13 protein-coding genes and 3 pseudogenes are annotated in these 17,296 nt (G+C 64.2%); 8 read left to right on the plus strand and 8 right to left on the minus strand.

Annotated elements, in window-relative coordinates; genetic code table 11:
• Positions 1-276 precede the first annotated feature (276 nt).
• Positions 277-918, plus strand: coding sequence for a LysE family translocator (locus MSG_RS13780; RefSeq protein WP_096440401.1), 642 nt, complete (start codon positions 277-279; stop codon positions 916-918).
• Positions 919-962: 44 nt separating this feature from the next.
• Here MSG_RS13780 and MSG_RS13785 read toward each other — a convergent pair.
• Positions 963-1,310: pseudogene (locus MSG_RS13785) on the minus strand (ATP-binding protein); the annotation flags it as partial.
• 93 nt (positions 1,311-1,403) lie between these two features.
• The gene (locus MSG_RS24890) at positions 1,404-1,592 is read right to left on the minus strand and encodes a hypothetical protein (protein WP_142404519.1); all 189 of its coding nucleotides are present in this window, start codon (positions 1,590-1,592) and stop codon (positions 1,404-1,406) included.
• A gap of 267 nt (positions 1,593-1,859) precedes the next feature.
• Here MSG_RS24890 and MSG_RS13790 point away from each other — a divergent pair, with 267 nt between their 5' ends.
• A complete protein-coding gene (locus MSG_RS13790) occupies positions 1,860-2,882 on the plus strand; it encodes a CobW family GTP-binding protein (RefSeq protein WP_096444486.1) in 1,023 nt (340 codons plus the stop codon).
• 337 nt (positions 2,883-3,219) lie between these two features.
• Here the strand turns inward: MSG_RS13790 and MSG_RS13795 are convergent, their stop codons facing one another.
• Both MSG_RS13795 and MSG_RS25895 read right to left on the minus strand, forming a co-directional pair.
• Complete coding sequence (locus tag MSG_RS13795) at positions 3,220-3,885, minus strand: nitroreductase family protein (protein WP_096444488.1); 666 nt, start codon at positions 3,883-3,885, stop codon at positions 3,220-3,222.
• Positions 3,886-3,920: 35 nt separating this feature from the next.
• Positions 3,921-4,034: pseudogene (locus tag MSG_RS25895) on the minus strand (2OG-Fe(II) oxygenase); the annotation flags it as partial.
• Positions 4,035-4,194: 160 nt separating this feature from the next.
• Here MSG_RS25895 and MSG_RS13805 point away from each other — a divergent pair.
• From MSG_RS13805 to MSG_RS13830, 6 genes and pseudogenes are all read left to right on the plus strand, one after another.
• Positions 4,195-4,655 (plus strand): annotated as a pseudogene (locus tag MSG_RS13805) (RNA polymerase sigma factor).
• Complete coding sequence (locus tag MSG_RS13810; protein ID WP_096440404.1) at positions 4,652-5,254, plus strand: methylated-DNA--[protein]-cysteine S-methyltransferase; 603 nt, start codon at positions 4,652-4,654, stop codon at positions 5,252-5,254. The pseudogene MSG_RS13805 and the gene MSG_RS13810 overlap by 4 nt, the downstream one beginning before the upstream one ends.
• Positions 5,255-5,504: 250 nt before the next feature.
• Positions 5,505-6,434, plus strand: coding sequence for an alpha/beta hydrolase (locus tag MSG_RS13815; RefSeq protein ID WP_096440406.1), 930 nt, complete (start codon positions 5,505-5,507; stop codon positions 6,432-6,434).
• A gap of 81 nt (positions 6,435-6,515) precedes the next feature.
• Entirely contained in the window at positions 6,516-7,124 is a 609-nt protein-coding gene (locus MSG_RS13820) for a TetR/AcrR family transcriptional regulator (RefSeq protein WP_096440408.1), read from the plus strand.
• A 265-nt stretch (positions 7,125-7,389) separates the two neighbouring features.
• Positions 7,390-7,824, plus strand: a complete 435-nt coding sequence (locus MSG_RS13825) for an MmpS family transport accessory protein (RefSeq protein WP_096440410.1) — start codon at positions 7,390-7,392, stop codon at positions 7,822-7,824.
• Positions 7,821-10,721: an MMPL/RND family transporter gene (locus MSG_RS13830; RefSeq protein WP_096440412.1), complete on the plus strand. Its 2,901-nt coding sequence runs from the start codon at positions 7,821-7,823 to the stop codon at positions 10,719-10,721. Before MSG_RS13825 ends, MSG_RS13830 begins: the two co-directional genes overlap by 4 nt.
• Here the strand turns inward: MSG_RS13830 and MSG_RS13835 are convergent.
• The 4 genes from MSG_RS13835 to MSG_RS13850 all read right to left on the minus strand — a co-directional run bounded on the left by MSG_RS13835 (position 10,714) and on the right by MSG_RS13850 (position 17,267).
• The gene (locus MSG_RS13835; protein WP_096440414.1) at positions 10,714-11,496 is read right to left on the minus strand and encodes an SDR family oxidoreductase; all 783 of its coding nucleotides are present in this window, start codon (positions 11,494-11,496) and stop codon (positions 10,714-10,716) included. The two genes, MSG_RS13830 and MSG_RS13835, sit on opposite strands and share 8 nt — an antisense overlap.
• A 450-nt stretch (positions 11,497-11,946) precedes the next feature.
• Positions 11,947-13,350, minus strand: a complete 1,404-nt coding sequence (locus MSG_RS13840) for a WS/DGAT/MGAT family O-acyltransferase (protein WP_096440416.1) — start codon at positions 13,348-13,350, stop codon at positions 11,947-11,949.
• 70 nt (positions 13,351-13,420) lie between these two features.
• On the minus strand, positions 13,421-15,706 hold the full coding sequence (ppsA, locus tag MSG_RS13845; RefSeq protein WP_096440418.1) for a phosphoenolpyruvate synthase: 2,286 nt from the start codon (positions 15,704-15,706) through the stop codon (positions 13,421-13,423).
• Between the two features lie 31 nt (positions 15,707-15,737).
• Entirely contained in the window at positions 15,738-17,267 is a 1,530-nt protein-coding gene (locus tag MSG_RS13850; protein WP_096440420.1) for a bifunctional aminoglycoside phosphotransferase/ATP-binding protein, read from the minus strand.
• Positions 17,268-17,296: the final 29 nt, after the last annotated feature.

A 17,296-nucleotide genomic window follows, 5' to 3' on the forward strand; every position in this document is an offset into this window, starting at 1 on the left:
GTGATCGCCTCACCGCTCTTCCGTCACGAGCTCCGGGAGCCCGTATTTGGGCCGCGAATGCGGACGCCACGGCCGCGCAGTGGGCAAACCGCTAGGGCAGACTCCCACCTCTGGCGCGGACATTTTGCGCCGCGATTTTGATCGCGAAGCCGAGGGGAGTCGTTTGGATCACGAATTTCGGAGCCGTCGGCTGTGGTGGGGGGAGATGTCGGCGAGCGCGGCTGCACGCGCCGGATTCGTGGCATTAACGACGCGTATCCGTGACAGAATCCGACGGTGATCGACTGGCATCTGTTCGGAGCGTTCGTGGTAGCGGCGCTGATCTTGGTGATCGTGCCGGGCCCGGACATGATCTTGATCGTGACGTTGGGTAGTCGTCGTGGTCCCAAGGCCGGCGTTGCCGCCGCTGCCGGCGTGGCTGCTGGGCTGACAGTGCACATGGTCATCGCGGTGGTGGGATTGGCCGCGGTGTTGCACCGGTTTCCCGCGGTATATGAGGTTTTGCGATGGACCGGCGTCGGCTACCTGCTCTATCTGGCATGGTCGACGTGGCGAGCCGGTGGCACCGCAGCTGGAGAGGTGGCTCACGCGGAGCCGGCGCAGGTGAATCGGCCGGTGCTCTCGGCATTCCGGAGCGCGACGATCACCAATGTCCTCAACCCGAAGGTGATCTTGTTCAACGTCGCGTTCCTGCCGCAGTTCGCCAACCCGGAGCTGGGGTACATGCCCTTGCAATTGGCGTTGCTCGGCGCGGTGCTGGTCATCATCGATTTCGCGATCGACGGACCGATCGGGTACTTCGCTGGGACCCTTGGCGAGCGTATCCGCACTGCGAGTCAGACCAGCACCCGTCGTGTCAATCGTGTTGCGGCAGCGATCTTTGCCGGTTTGGCCGGCTGGCTGGCGGCGACCTCGTAGAGCCTGTCGGGCAGCGGTAGCCTGGTGCAGATTTCGACCTTGGTTCAGGTGTCGGTGTTGCCAGGATGTTTACCGGTCCTGGCGCGGGGCTGGGCCAAGCGGTAGGAGTTGGTGCCGGTTTCGATGATGTTGCCGCCGAAGGTAAGTCGGTCGACGATGGCGGCGCAGAGGCGCGGGTCGGTGAAGGTATTGGTCCAGCCGCTGAAAGCTTCGTTTGAGCCGATGGCCACGGAGTTCTTTTCGTCGCGTTCGGTGAGGACCTGAAACAGCAGTTCGGCTCCGCGGCGGTCGAGTTCCATGTAGCCCAGCTCGTCAATGCACAGCAGGTCCACCCGGCCGTAACGGGCGATGGTTTTCGCGAGTTGCTTCTCGTCGGCGGCTTCGAAGATTTGGACGCAGCCGAAATCTAGGAAGCCGACGCTGCCGTCGATGTTGAAGGCGACGTGCAGTCGGGGCGGGTCTGATTCATCTGATGAAGACGGACTTCACTTGACATAATGTCGCTTATCGGTAAACGGCATACGCTGCGCGGGGTGGCGAACATGGGTAGGTCGTTGATGCCTCATTGGCCGCCAGCGCTCGGTTCGGTGATCCGCGGCGTGTTCTTGAAGTTCGAGATCGATGAAGGCGTCGATCATCGCGTCGTACACGCAGCGCACCACGTCCGGGGACACTGCGCAACTGTAGCCGCAGCGCTTCCACGCCAAGACGAACCGACAAGCCGATCTCAGGCTTCGGTCATGGCCCTCACGGGTCCGGCTCGATGGTATCGGCGCCCGGGGTCCACATCGCCCATCCAGGGCAGCGACTCTCAATACGTCACTGTGACGAATTGAGAGTCGCTGGCAGTGCATTTGAGGCTTCGGTCGGGCGTTCCGCCCACCGCATCATTGCGGGCTTATTGAAAACCATTAGCATTATCTAGCGGCGAAAGGATGGGTGTGCGGGCAATCCCTGTGATTGGCTTGACGGGATATCTCGGTGCGGGCAAGACGAGCCTGCTCAATCACGTGCTCCGTAGTCCGGGAGCTCGGATTGGCGTCATCGTCAACGACTTCGGAGAGCTCAACGTCGACGCCATGCTGGTGACCGGACAGGTCGATGAGCCCGCGTCGATCGCCGGCGGATGCATCTGCTGCCTGCCGGATGACGGTGGGATCAACGAGGCTTTGACGAAGCTCGCCGATCCGCGCCTGGATCTGGACGCGATCATCGTCGAGGCAAGCGGACTGGCGGAACCCGTCGCGGTGGCCCGGATGATCGGCTTCAGCGACGTTCCCGGCGTGCGGTTTGGCGGACTCGTCGACGTTGTCGATGCCGCGACGCACTTTGACACCGTCGATGTCGGCAACACGCCACCGGCTCGCTACGGTGCGGCCTCCCTTGTCGTCGTCAACAAACTCGACCGGCTCCCCCGCGTCGATCGCACCGCCACGGTTGAGCGGGTGGAACGCCGCGTGCGAGAACGCAATCCACGCGCCACCGTGATCGGAGCGGTCGGCGGCCAGATCGACCCCGACCTGCTGTATGACGCGGCGGGAATGGCCGCCGAATCGGGCCAGCTCTCGCTGCGCGAGCTGCTTGTCGATGCTCCGACGGTCCACGATCACGACCACAGTTCACCCGCCGACTCGGTCACTGCGGTCAGCGACGGGGAAATCGATCCGGGCGCACTCATCGATTTGCTCGAAGATCCGCCGCCCGGGGTGTACCGGCTCAAGGGAGCCGTGGTCATGCAATACGGCAAGGCCGCGCCCACGTTCGCGATAAACCTGGTCGGCACGGCGATCCACATCGCGAACGCGCCGCGCGGAGCAGCACCGAACTGTCTAGTCGCGATCGGAATGGGCCTCGACGCCGACGCCGTGCGCGCCCGACTCGACGCCGCGCTGCGGCCCCACTCCGGAGCGGTCACGCTCGCCGACAGTCACCGACTCCGGCGATATCGCCGACACAGTCTCTGATGAAGCCCCGCCGCCGGTTATGATTCGTCACTGTGATGAATTACGTTGGGCTGCCCGGATATTCGGATAACGCAGTTGATGTGCGTCGGGTTATGAAGTGCGTCATGGCCGCCGGTTGAGGTTCGACACACCGAACCGTCTCCGCTGCTAAGCCGCCCCGGTGCAGTATTGCTGCGCGCAGCCCGGGGCAGCCACTCCCCTTCGGCTGAGCCCGCCAGCTGCCAAAGCGTCACAGTGACGTTTTCACGCGTAACAAGGACACCGAATGTTCTGCGTCCGAACCCAATTCACGGCAATTAATGGGCCGTTGTCCCCTCGTGAACTCTCCGGGCAGCCGCTAGGTGCCGAACGGCACTCCGTCGAAGCGCTCGGCCGTGGCGAACTCGCAGACCGGCCGCCGTCGCAGCTTGGTCAGCTGGCGCACCGGTTTGCCCAGCGGTACGACGGCGGCGATGGCGTAGGTATCCGGCACTGCGAGAAGGCTTTTGACGCGGGGTTCTTGGGCGACAGCCATCGTGGTCAGCACGCCGCCGTAACCCTCGTTGCGGGCGGCCAGCAGGACGTTCCACACGAACGGGTACACCGACGCGCCGGGCACCACCGCGATGCGGTCCAGGTCTTGGTCGGTGGCGGCGACGACGGCGAGATCCAGGCAGACGACCAGAACCACCTGCGCCGCCCGGAGCGAGGCGGACATCTGCGCGGGCGCCTCGGTTTCCGCCATCGTCGACGCCGTTACGGCAGTGGGCTGCAGCGGATTCCATGGTGACTCGCCGTTGGCGAGCTGCGCAGTGTAGCGGCGGGCTGCCGGAAGCTCCAGCTCAGCCAGAGTCGATCGAGTGTCCGCATCGCGCACCACAATGACGCGGACACCTTGCCGGTTGCCGCCGGTCGGCGCGAATCGGGCGTTGTCGAGGATCCGGCCCAGGACATCGTCGGGAAGCGGATCGTCGGTGAATTCGCGAACCGCGGAGGTGGATCGCATGACGTCGTACAACTCCATGACCACCATGGTGCCGCACCCCGCGATGGCGGTGCTCAGGCGGCGTCATGAAAGACGAGGCCGAGGGTGCAGCGCTGGCCGGAGCGCACGACGGACACGCCGTGGCGCACCGGGTGCGTCAACTCAATCCTCACCGAGAAGACCCGTCGCCGGCTGGAACGTGAGATCTCCCTTGTCAGGCGTTACGTCATCCGACAATCTGCCAATGTGGCCGCGCCTATCACATTTCAGCTCACGCCGGCGTCTACCGGGTGAAGTCGCTACTTTTCGGGGAGGACGCCAGATGCCGGGCCAGCCGGTGACGCCAGCGTGACGGCGACACAACACGTCAAGCAGCCGTTTGAGGCCGTTGTCGCCCAGCACGGCACAACGGTGCTACGCGTCGTCCGCGCCGTGGTCGGCCACACCGACGCCGACGACGCCTGGTCGGATACATTCCTGGCCGCCCTGAAGGCGTACCCTCAGCTGCCCGCCGACGCCAATGTCGAGGCGTGGCTGGTGACGATCGCACACCGCAAAGCCATCGACATCACCCGCCCGGCGGGCAAGGCGTCGATCATCGCGATCTTGATCTGGACGCCGCCGTCGGCGCGCTGCCGCCCAAACAACGCCAAGCCGTCGCCTACCACTATCTCGCGGGCCTGCCCTACTCCGAGATCGCTGACATCCTCCACTGCAGCGCCGCCGCAGCACGCCGTGCCGCCGCCGACGGCATCGCCACCCTCCGACGAACCTATCCGCGTCTTGACACCGCAAGGAGCACGCAATGACCACCCGCGAACTCGCCGATCACTTCCCCGTCGTCCCGGGGCATCTGGAGCGCCTGCGCGTTCGCCTGGAAAACGCAGCTCAGGCCGAGGACCTCCTCGACATCGCCTACCGCACAGTGGATTCCACCGTCGGCACGCTGTTGCTGGCCGCCACCCCCCGCGGGCTGGTACGGGTCGCTTTCGCCAACGAGGACTACGACAACGTGCTAGCGAGCCTGTCCCAGCGAATCAGCCCACGGGTGTTGCGGGCACCCGCGAGGCTGGACCCGGTCGCACGGCAACTCGACGAATATTTCACTGGCAACCGCCGGCGGTTCGACGTGGACTTGGATTGGTCTCTTTCCCAAGGCTTTCGGCGCACGGTGCTGGAGCGCCTCAATTCCGACATCAGCTATGGCTCCACCGCGAGCTACGCCGCCCTGGCCGCGCTGTCGGGCTCCCCGAAGGCCGTGCGCGCCGTCGGCACCGCCTGTGCCACCAACCCCGTTCCCATCGTCGTCCCGTGCCATCGGGTGATCCGATCCGATGGAGCCACCGGGGCCTATCGTGGCGGCCCGGCGGCCAAGCGCGTCCTGCTCGATCTCGAGCGAATGCAATGACGGCCTGCGGACCGGCGCGCAACCGCGTGTCGCCGCTCGGCGCGGTCGTTGCCACGCCGGGCATCGACCCTGTGCCGAATGCCCACGCGGCGGCAAGACCTTTCGCGAAGGAGATGGATGCTCAGCTGCATCGGGAGCGAAGGGGTGGGGGACACCGCGGACCGGGCTCAACCCGCGTGCACCGTGACGATTCTCAGCGCCGGTTACCCTGCACAGATTGACGGTTCGGCCCGCTGAACAGAGAGCATTCATGGCAGACGAGTTTCCCGACAATGCCTTTACGTCACGGGAGGCGTTGGATCCCCAGCTGCGTACGGTCGCCCGCTTCTTGCCGCGGGGATACGCGCTGCATCGCGGTTACAAGGTTCAGCGGACGCTGATGAATCTCATGGGCCATGCGGGCCGGTTGCGCAACGTGCCGGTCGCCGCGGTCAACGAGCACGTCACGGTTCGTCTGCACCGCCCGACCGCCCGCTCCGGCCCCACCCCGGCGCTGTTGTGGATCCACGGCGGCGGCACGATCATGGGCACCGCGGTCCAAGAGGACAAATACTGCCGCAAGCTGGCCCGCCTCACCGGGGTCGCAGTGGCCGCGGTCGAGCACCGCCTGGCCCCTGAGCACCCGTACCCGACGCCACTGGAGGATTGCTATGCCGCGCTGCAGTGGCTGGCCCACCAACCGTGGGTGAATCCGGATCGGATCGCCGTCGGCGGCGCCAGCGCCGGCGGGAATTTCGCGGCCGCGCTGGCGCAGCGGGCCCACGACCGCAAGGACGTCAAGGTCCGCTATCAGATGCTGGTGTATCCGATGCTGGACGACCGCACCGGCGCGAACGGCGACGGGCCCAAACGCATCATGTGGACCGAAGACGACAACCAACGGGCCTGGAAGTGGTACCTCGACGGCGCGGACCCCATCGAGGCGGCCCCGGGGCGCCGGGAGGACCTGTCCGGGCTGCCTCCGGCCTGGATCGGCGTCGGGACGCTGGACTTGTTCTATCCGGAGTGTCTGGACTACACGCGACGCCTGCGCGAGGCAGGAGTGCCGGTACATCAGGAGATCGTTCCCGGCGCTTTTCATGCGTTCGATTTTCTCGCCGAGAAGGCGCCGATTTCGGTGAATTTCTTTGCCAGCCAACGCGATCACCTCTGGGCCGCAGTGGCTACTTCAGCTGAGTGAGCGACCCGAGCTGCGCCCGTCGCGCAACGCGACCGGGGCCATTCGACTGTAAAGTCTGCAGAACGTGCAACCATTAGTGGCATGGCCGATCAGTTGGGACTGCGCGAGCGCCGTCGCCGCCAGACCAGCGCAGACATCCGCGACGCCGCCGCGCACCTGGCGCTCGAACGCGGCTTCGACAAGGTGACCATCGAGGAAATCTGCATCGAAGCAGGCATCTCGACCCGAACCTTTTTCAACTACTTCCCCAACAAAGAGTCCGCGATCGCCTACGGCCCCTCGGACATACCGCCCGAGCTGGTCGCGGACTTCGTGGCGGCCGGTCCCGCGCCGTACTCGGTAGTGCTGGCCGAGCTGATCACGTTGGCCGCGCACCATCTCCGCGATGTTCCGCCGCCCCGCAAACAGGCTGCCCACATGCTCGAACTCGCCAAGACCTCCCCAGCGGTGCTGGCGGCGTTCCTCGCCGATCTCGAGCGGTTCCAACATCAGCTGATCGACATCATCGTCCGCCGCCAGGGAATGCAGCCCGACGACGAGATGGCCGCCTTGATCTCGGCGCTGGCGTTGACGGCGGTGCGGTCCGGTATCGAGAAGTGGGCAAGCGGCGAACCGGGTGATCCGGACGACACGCCGATGCCCTATGTCGAACGCGCTGCCGCTCTCGTGAACAGCATCTTTACGAAGTGATCTGAAACACCGCGAGGCTATGTTGCATACTCTGCAAGATATGCACATTATGTACTATGCGCTGGTGGGGATACTCGCACCGCGCCCGCGAAGCGGGCGACGGCTGGGTGCCGGCAACAACCGCAGCTGCACCCAGGCGGCTGTACCTGCGCTTGACTATCGGACGCGCCAACCGCAGCAATCGTTGGGATTGGCCGCGTCCCGCGCGCGCCGGGTAGACCCGCACCACTTCGCCGCAGCCGTGACGAGGAAGGGAATCAGGTAGTTGCAGCTACAGAAGCTCGCGCGCAACGCATGGTTGCCCCTGTTAATCGTGGCGGTCGTCGTGGTCGGCGGGTTCGCCGTGGTCCGGGTCAAGTCATTCTTCGGCGCCAACGACACCGGCGTGCTGACGAGCCCGCGGCTCGATGATTCCAAGCCGTTCAAGCCCAAGGTCGTCAAGTACGAGGTCTTCGGCTCGGCAAGCCACGCGAACGTGAACTACCTGGATCTGTCCGCCGACCCGAAGCGGGTTGACGACGCGCCGCTGCCCTGGACGCTGGTCCTATCCACCACCGCCCCCTCCGTCTTTCCCAATCTGTCCGCACAGAGCGACGGCGACACCCTCGGTTGCCGCATCACCATCGACGACGAAGTCAAGGACGAGAAAGTAACCACCGGCGTGCACGCCCTGACCTTCTGCTTGGTGAAATCAGCATGAGCGCAACGATCGACGACGCCCGGACGGATACCATCCCGGTCCCCAAAGAGCCGGTGCGCGAGAACATTCCGCGGTTCATTCGGAAGTTCGCGGTGCCGGTCATCCTGGGCTGGATCGCGATCATCGCGGTGCTGAGCACGATCGTGCCCGACCTGGACACCGTCGGGAAGATGCGGTCGGTGTCGATGGCGCCCGACGATGCGACGTCGGTGATCGCGACTAAGCGCATGGGCGCGGAATTCAACGAGTACAAATCCAACAGTTCGGTCATGATCGTGCTGGAGGGCCAGCAACCGCTGGGCGCCGATGCCCACGCCTATTACGACAAGATCGTGGCAAAGCTCGACGCCGACACCAAACACGTTGAGCACGTGCAGGATATGTGGAGCGACCCGCTGACCGGAGCGGGGGCGCAGAGCAACGACGGCAAGGCCGCCTACGTCCAGGTGTACCTGGCTGGTAATCAGGGCGAATCGTTGGCCAACGAGTCGGTCGAGTCCGTACAGGACATAGTCAAGAGCGTGCCTGCACCCAACGGGGTGAAGGCCTACGTCACCGGGCCCGCCGCGCTGTCGGCCGACCAGCACATGGCCGGTGACCGCAGCGTGCAGATCATCACGATGTGCACGTTCACCGTGATCATCGCAATGATGCTGTTGGTCTACCGGTCGATCATCACGGTATTGCTCACATTGTTGATGGTGGTACTCGAGCTGTCGGCCGCGCGCGGAATGGTCGCATTCCTGGGCTACCACAAGATCATCGGGCTCTCGACATTCGCGACCAACCTGATCGTCACCCTGGCGATCGCGGCCGCCACCGACTACGCAATCTTTTTGATCGGCCGCTACCAAGAGGCCAGGTCCAAGGGCCACACTCGAGAAGACGCCTACTACGACATGTTCCACGGCACCGCACACGTGGTGCTCGGCTCGGGCCTGACCATCGCGGGCGCGACGTTTTGCCTGCACTTCACCAACCTGCCTTATTTCCAAACCCTGGGCATCCCGCTCGCCATCGGCATGGTCGTCGTGGTGGTGGCGGCATTGTCGCTGGGACCCGCAGTCATCGCGGTGGCAACGCGGTTCGGCAAGACGCTCGAACCTAAGCGCACGCAACGGATTCGGATGTGGCGCAAGGTTGGTGCCGTCATCGTGCGCTGGCCCGGCCCGATCCTGGTCATGACGATCGGGGTGGCACTCGTCGGTCTGCTGACCCTGCCCGGATACCGGACCAACTACAACGACCGTAACTACCTGCCCGCCGACCTGCCCGCCAACGAGGGATACGCCGCCGCGGACCGGCACTTCTCACACGCGCGGATGAACCCCGAAGTGCTGATGATCGAAAGCGATCATGATCTGCGTAACTCCGCGGACTTCCTGGTGATCGACAAGATCGCCAAGGCAGTCTTCCGGGTGCCGGGAATCGGTCGCGTGCAGGCCATTACCCGGCCCGAGGGCACCCCGATCGAGCACACCTCAATCCCCTTCCAGATCAGCATGCAGGGCGTGAGCCAGCAGATGAACCAGAAGTACCAGGAAGATCAAATGGCCGACATGCTCAAGCAGGCCGACATGATGCAAACGACCATCGACAGCATGGAAAAGATGTCGAGCATCACCGCGCAGATGTCCAACGACATGCATCAGATGGTCAAGAAGATGCACGAGATGACCATCGACATCAACGAATTACGGAACCATATGGCCGATTTCGAGGACTTCTTCCGGCCGTTCCGCAGCTACCTCTACTGGGAGAAGCACTGCTTCGACATCCCGGTGTGCTGGTCGATTCGCTCCGTCTTCGACGGTTTGGACGGCATCGACACGATGAGCGACGACATCGAGAGCCTGCTGCCGATCATGGATCATCTCGACACCCTGATGCCGCAGATGGTGGCGCTGATGCCTTCGATGATCGAAAACATGAAGGCCATGAAAACGACGATGCTGACCATGTATTCGACCCAGAAGGGTCTGCAGGATCAGCAGAACGAGGCGCAGAAGAACTCCAACGCCATGGGTAAGGCCTTCGATGCGTCCAAGAACGACGACTCGTTCTACCTACCGCCGGAGACGTTCAACAACAAAGAGTTCAAGAAGGGAATGAAGAACTTCATCTCCCCCGACGGTCATGCCGTGCGCTTCATCATCAGCCACGACGGCGACCCGATGTCGGCAGAAGGCATCGGGCACATCCCGTTGATCAAGAAGGCCGCCTACGAGGCGATCAAGGGCACGCCGCTGGAGGGCTCGAAGATCTACCTCGGGGGCACGGCGGCAATCTACAAGGACCTCAGTGACGGCAACACCTACGACCTGCTGATCGCCGGAATCGCCTCGCTGTGCCTGATTTTCATCATCATGCTGATCATCACTCGGGGCGTCGTGGCCTCCGCGGTGATCGTGGGCACCGTCTTGCTGTCGCTGGGTGCGTCCTTTGGGCTTTCGGTGCTGATTTGGCAACACATCATCGGCATCGAGCTGCACTGGATGGTGCTGGCGATGTCGGTGATCATCCTGCTCGCCGTCGGCGCCGACTACAACCTGCTGCTCGTCGCGCGGTTCAAAGAGGAGATCCACGCCGGCCTCAACACCGGCATCATCCGATCGATGGGTGGCACCGGCTCGGTCGTTACCTCCGCGGGTCTCGTCTTCGCCTTCACGATGATGACCATGGCGGTCAGCGAGCTGACGGTCATCGGTCAGGTCGGTACCACCATCGGTCTCGGCCTGCTCTTCGACACGTTGGTCGTCCGGTCGCTGATGACGCCGTCGATCGCCGCGCTGCTGGGCAAATGGTTCTGGTGGCCCCAACGCGTCCGGCAACGCCCCGCGCCCTCGCCCTGGCCGAAGCCGGCCCAGCACACCGAAATAGCAGTTGCCGCTAGGTGACCCAGGCCGGCTGCTCATCGGTTTCGACCGCGGAGAAGTCCTTGTGACCCAGGCCGGCGGTGGTGCCACCGTCGACCACGAACTCCGAACCGGTCGAGTAGCTCGACTCGTCGCTGGCCAGGTAGACCACAAGGTTGGAGACCTCCACGGGTTGGGCCGCTCGGCCCAGCGCGGTCTGGAAGATGTCGTCGGGAACCCAGTCCGTCATCGGAGTTTTGATCAGTCCGGGATGGATCGAGTTCACCCGGATTCCGCTCGGGCCCAATTCCAGGGCCGCCGACTTCGTCAACCCCCGGACGGCGAATTTCGTTGCAGTGTAACCATGGCAGGCGATGGTGCCCGCGATGCCCTCGATCGAGGAGATGTTGATGATTGATCCTCGTGCGGCTTCCTTCATGGGCCTCACCACGGCACGGATGCCGAGAAACACACCGGTCAGGTTGATGTCGAGGATGCGTTGCCATTCCGAGATCGCGTAGTCCTCAAGCGTGCCGACGTTGATGATGCCCGCGTTGTTCACCAGCACGTCGATGCCACCGAACTCGTTGAGGGCGGTCGCCACCGCTGCATCCCAGTCCGCGGGTTTCGTCACGTCGAGGTGCAGATAGCGGGTCGCGTCCCCGACCTCGGCCGCCACCGCCTTGCCCTCGTCGTCGAGGATGTCACCGAACACCACCTTGGCGCCTTCGGCCACCATCGTTCGCACGTGCGAGGCACCCATCCCCCGGGCACCGCCACTGACGAGCGCGACCTTTCCCGCTAACCGTTCTGCCACTGCAAGTCTCCTGTCGGGTCCGTGGGAGTCGAGTATGCGCCCGGCCTGCGGCGTGCGCATACGACCCTCCCGCCGACCGGGACACAGCCGTCACCATACAGACAAGGACGGGTGTATGACGAGAATTTGCCGAAGCGCCTTTGCGTCTCGCCTCGAGCGGTACCGCGTCAGCCGGCCACGTACGAGGGATGACGGCGCATTGCCTCGCGGCGGTCGCGCGCGCGACGCTGAGCCGCGGTCCAAACCGGATGCGACTCAGCCGCAATCACCGCGGCACCGACCGGACGCACAGGGGTTGTCCGGTCGTCGCAGGATTCCGGTGCTCCCCGAGCGGGATGACTGTCCATTAAGTCTCACTAGCGCGAAATTTACTACCCAGTGCACTGATTGCACCAGCTCAGCGGACCCATCGGTAGGGGCTTTGGTCACCGAAGGTGACAGTTTGCCCGCTCAGCGATTAGCACTCCGACGCGCAGTGCGTTTGCGTGCACGTTGGCGACTGGCGGCAAGCAATCGCGCGACCCCATCCTCAATTCCGGTGGCGAGTGCATCGATGTCGGGTGCGGTGGCGTAGTCGGCGGTAATGCCGAAGACAAACGTGTCTGCGTAACTGAGCATCGCGATACCGGTGCGCAATTGCAGTGCGATCGGAGGAATCGGAAGGACTTCCAGTACCTCGCACCCCATCAACTTTTGCTGGGTGCGGGGGCCGGGAACGTTGGTTGCCAGGGCGACAACGGCCCGCTGGGGCAATCGCATCAGCAAGCGAATCGTCCATGCCGAGAACGCAAATGGCACGCTTTTGAGCGCCGAAACCGCCGCGCTGCCGCCTTCGGTTTGGCCGCTGGCCTTGACCCGGCTGAGCCTGCTGCGCACCAGCTGCAGCTGCTGCAGCGGGTCAGGCTCGTCGACGGGCAGCAACGGCAGCATGGTCGACACCTGGTTGTCGGTGGCACTCATCCCGTCTGCAGTGCGGACGGAGACGGGCACCAGGGTGCGCAGCGAATGGTGGCCTGGCCGCTCGCCGCGGTCGAGCAGCACCCTGCGGTAACTCGCCGTGATCGCCGTCAGCGCGACGTCGTTCAGCGTCACACCGAATGTTCGGGAGACCTCCTGCATGTCGGCCAAGCGCACACGGGCCGCGCTGTACCGGCGCATCGCCGTGACCGGCCCGTTCAGCGATGTTTTCGGGGTTGGGCTCAGCAGGCTGGTCGCCAATTCCGTCACGCCCAGCCCGGCGTGGCCGGCGGCCATCGCCGTCGTGACTGCGTGTCGTCCGAGCCTGCTCACCAACTCCACGGGGTTGAAACTCAGCTTCGGCGGACTCGACCTGGGTTGGCGTCCCTTCTTGGCACCCCGGATGTCTGTGGCGAACGAGGCTCCGGCGCCGTCGTCGCTGAACTGTGCGAACATCTGCGTGGTGGCGATGCCGTCGGCGATGCAGTGATGGACCTTGATCAAAACGGCCCACCGGTCGCCGCTCAGCCCCTCGATGATCCAACAGTCCCATAAGGGTCGCTCCCGGTCGAGGCGGTGCTGCATCAAACTCGCGATCAATTCGAAGAGTTCGTGGTCGCCGCCCGGATCCGGCAGTGCGACTCGGTGCACGTGGCGCAAGACATCGAAGTGAGGGTCATCCGCCCATTCCGGTCGGCGCAGATCGAACGGGAAGGTTCGCAAAACTTGGGTGCAACGCGGAATCGCTTGCAGCCGTTCGGCGGCGACCGAAACAAACTCCTCGTAGCCCGGAACCGGACCTGCCATGATCGACACACTGCCAATCGCCAGACTCACATGTGGATCGGTGTCTTCAGCCTCCAGGAAGCCCGCATCCAGCGCGGTTAGTTGCTCCATTCGACCCCTCCTTTCCAACTCAGGCCCTCGGCGCGCACCCAGGCGTCCAATCCGCCGAATGGCTGGGCAATTAGGAGTTCCGCGCGGATTCGAGCAATAGCCGGCGTTCCGCGGCGGCCACGATGCGGCGAGCGACCGCGGCGGCGTCCGGATTGACCGAGATCGAGGTGATTCCCATCCGAACCAGGTGTTCGGCGAACGCCGGGTTGGTCGAGGGCGCCTGGCCACACAACGACGACGTGATGCCGTGCTTTCGCGCAATGGCGACGATGCGGCCTATGGCATCGAGCACAGCGCCATCGGATTCGTCGAACAACTCAGCGCAGATGTCGGAATCACGGTCGACTCCCAACATCAATTGGGTGAGATCGTTGCTCCCAATCGACACTCCGTCGATACCCAACCCGATGTACTCGGGAAGCCAATACATCACGGATGGGACCTCGGCCATCACCCAGCGATGCAAACCGCGCTGCCCGCCGAGCGGGCTCGCGTCGACCAGCGACAAACATGCCTCCAATTCCCATCGCGTTCGCACGAACGGAATCATCAGGTGCACATTGGGGTTACGTTCCCGTACCCGAGCCAGCGCTTGCAACTCGAGGTCGAACAGTTGGGGCTCCTTGATGTATCGATAGCAGCCGCGGTAGCCGATCATCGGGTTGTGCTCGACCGGCTCGTAAAGGTCACCGCCGCGCAGGCCGCGGAACTCGTTGCTACGAAAGTCGGTCGCGCGGTAGATGACCGGCCGGGTTCCGAAGGCGGAGGCGATGCGGCCGATGGATGCCACCATGGCATCGACCAGATCGGACTGTTCGCCGTGCGCGACCAAGTCGCGGGGATGCCTGCCCGAAAGTGCTTGGGTGAGCATGAACTCGGCACGCAGCAATCCAACGCCGTCGACGTCCTGGGCAGCGACCGACTCGGCCGAGTCCGGCATGGCCAGGTTGACGTAGATCTTGGTTCCGGTTGTTTCGCCGATGTTCGCCGTCGCGGGCGGCTCGATCGTCGCGGCCCGCAACTCCGGCTTGGCACTCCCGGCGACGACGCTGCCGTGACCGCCATCGACGGTAACCGTCTGGCCGTCCTGCAGAATCGTCGTCACATCGCGCGCACCGACGACACATGGAACCTTCAGCTCACGCGCGACGATGGCCGCGTGGCACGTCATGCCGCCCGTCTCGGTAACCAGGGCCGCAGCGCGGCGAATGGCCGGGAGCCAATCCGGATTGGTCATGGGGGCTACCAAAATCTCACCGTCGGCCAATTGGCCGCCCTCCGACGGAGTGCGCAGGACTCGCACGCGCCCAGAGGCGATACCCGGCGCCGCAGGCAACCCGCGTACCAAGACGCTTCCAGATTCCGCGCCGTCGGATGGCGTGGAGGTGTGCAACGTCGTGATAGGCCTTGCCTGCACCAGCCAAGCCTTCCCGCCGGTGATCGCCCACTCGACGTCCTGCGGACAACCGTGGTGCGCCTCAACGGCCTTTGCCAGTTCGGCGACGCGGCGCACCGACGCAACGTCGAGAACACGCGCCTGCGCCTGCGCGGGGTCCAAGTCCACGACCGCGTCGTGGCCGTCCGGACCACGCTCGATCTTGAAAGCCTGGTAACCGGTCTTGGCATCGAGCACTTTCAGCGACTCCTTGTCCACCAGGTAGGTGTCGGGCTGAACCTTCCCGGAGACCACAACCTCACCGAGGCCCAGCGCAGCCTCGATGACTATATGGCTCGACACCCCCGTGCTGGGATCGGTGGTGAACGCCACGCCGGACTTCTCGGAATCGATCATCTGCTGGACGACCACAGCCATCGCCGGGTCCGCCTCGAATCCACGACTGGCACGATATGTAACGACCCGTGGGCTGAAAAGCGATGCCCAGCAGGCTATCACGGCGTCGACGAGCGCGGCTTCGCCCGCCACATTCGTCAATGTCTGGTTCATCCCGGCAAACGATGCATCACGACCGTCCTCTCCGGTTGCCGAAGAGCGCACCGCTACAACGCAGTTCGATCCGAGCCCACGATACGAGTCGAGCAGCTTTGTGCGAACGTCCTCGCTCACGCCGGCCTTGACGACCAAGTCCTGCATTCGCCGACACAGCTCAGCAAGCCGGGCAGCATCATCGACCTGCGTCAGTGCCTCGTGGTGCAAGGCAGCAAGTTCGAGCTCCACTCCCCCCGCCTGCATCGAAACCAGGTAGCTGGACCGCAACAACACAAAGCCCGGCGGAACCGGGAAGCCGGCAGCCACCAGCTCGCCCATATTGGCGCCCTTACCGCCGGCCTCTTCGGCGTCATCGAGGCGTAACCCCGAGATATCTGAGACATAATCGCTGGCAATGGCTTTCGTCATCACTTCCGTTCCTCTCAATACACCGATTCATTCAACGCAGACCGGGGGCGTAGATTGATCGGCGCCAGACCTCCTGCGCCGTCTCGGCAGAGTGCTCAAGCAGCCGAGAGGTATCCACCACATGCGCGGTGTCCCAATCACTGTCGCGACACGCCAGCGCCGCCGCGATGGCCGGCGTCACTTCCGAGGCGCCCGGCCGCCGCGTCGCTATTCTGTCGGCTGCCACATCGGGCGTGGCCACACACCTCAGCTCCACCAGCGCCGAAAGCGTCTCCGTCGCCAGTTGACGAGCGCTCGCACGAAGATGCGGATCGCGCCACGTGCCGTCGAGGATGACGGATTGCCCATTGCCCAATAGCTCGCGAGCCCGCCCCAGGACCGTGTCGTAGACGGCTCTTGTGTTCCTGGCGCTGTAGAGCCCTGCTTCGAGCGCGCCCGATTCGCCGGTGATGACCTGCGACTCCCGTAGTTCGTGCCGCACGTCGTCGGTCGAAATCACCTGCGCGCCCACTCGTTCCGCCAGCGCTCCGGCGAGCGTTGACTTCCCGGTCCCTGGATTTCCGCCGACCAACGCAAGACGTACGCTGCCCTGCTCCAAATGCTGGGCCGCAATGGTCAGATGGCGAGCCACGCCTTCGGCCGCGTCGAATTTGCCCTGCGACAGGCGCACGCACCCTACTTTGGCCCGCACCACCGCTCGGTAGGCGATGTAGAAGTTGCGCAGCGACGACGGCGCGTCGTCACCCGAGTGCTCGGCGTAGCGCTGAAGAAAATAGTCGCCAAGGTCCTTGCGGCCCAGGAATTCCAAGTCCATCGCCAGGCAGGCGGCGTCATCGATGCGATCGACATAGCGAAGTTTGTCATCGAACTCGAGACAATCGAGCACGGCGAGCTTGCCATTCCGAAAAAAGATGTCGTCGGCAAGCAGATCCGCGTGGCCGTCGACTATGCAACCCGTTTTGACCCGGCGGCCGAACAAGGGGGCACGGCCCGAGGTGAATTCGCTGGCGAGGCGTTGAATACGTGCCAGCGAATCGAAGGTGACCTCCAGCACGGATCTGCCGGCGTGCCAGTTCATTTCCAACAGGTTCTCCCGCCACCGTCCATCGACCGCGCGGAGTTTGCCCTGGGTATCGATCTCTCGGCTTCGTTCGGCCTTCTCGTGAAAGCGTGCGAGTAGGCGGGCGACCGCGTCCAGCGCCACGCGCACTTCGTCGTCGCAACCGCGGGAGACCATAGACGCCAGCCGGTCCTGGTCGCGGTAGCGCCGCATCACGATCACCGGTTCGGCGGCGCCGCCGTCTGGACCGGTCAAATGCGCTACGCCAAGATAACTATCCGGGGACAGCCGGCTATTCAACTCGACCTCCCGCACGCATGCGCGCTCGCGCTGCTCAACGGTCCTGAAATCGAGGAAATCGGTCAGCACGGGTTTCTTCGCCTTGTACGCACGGTCGCCGACCAGAACGACTACGCCCGTGTGGGTTTCGCGCAGATCAGCGCGCGGCACTTCAACCGTCACCGACTCGGCGAGTCGTTCTGCCCCCGGCGCAGCCGTCATGATGGCAGCCCTTCCCTGATGGCGACGAG

Source organism: Mycobacterium shigaense (assembly GCF_002356315.1).
Classification (GTDB): Bacteria; Actinomycetota; Actinomycetes; order Mycobacteriales; family Mycobacteriaceae; genus Mycobacterium; species Mycobacterium shigaense.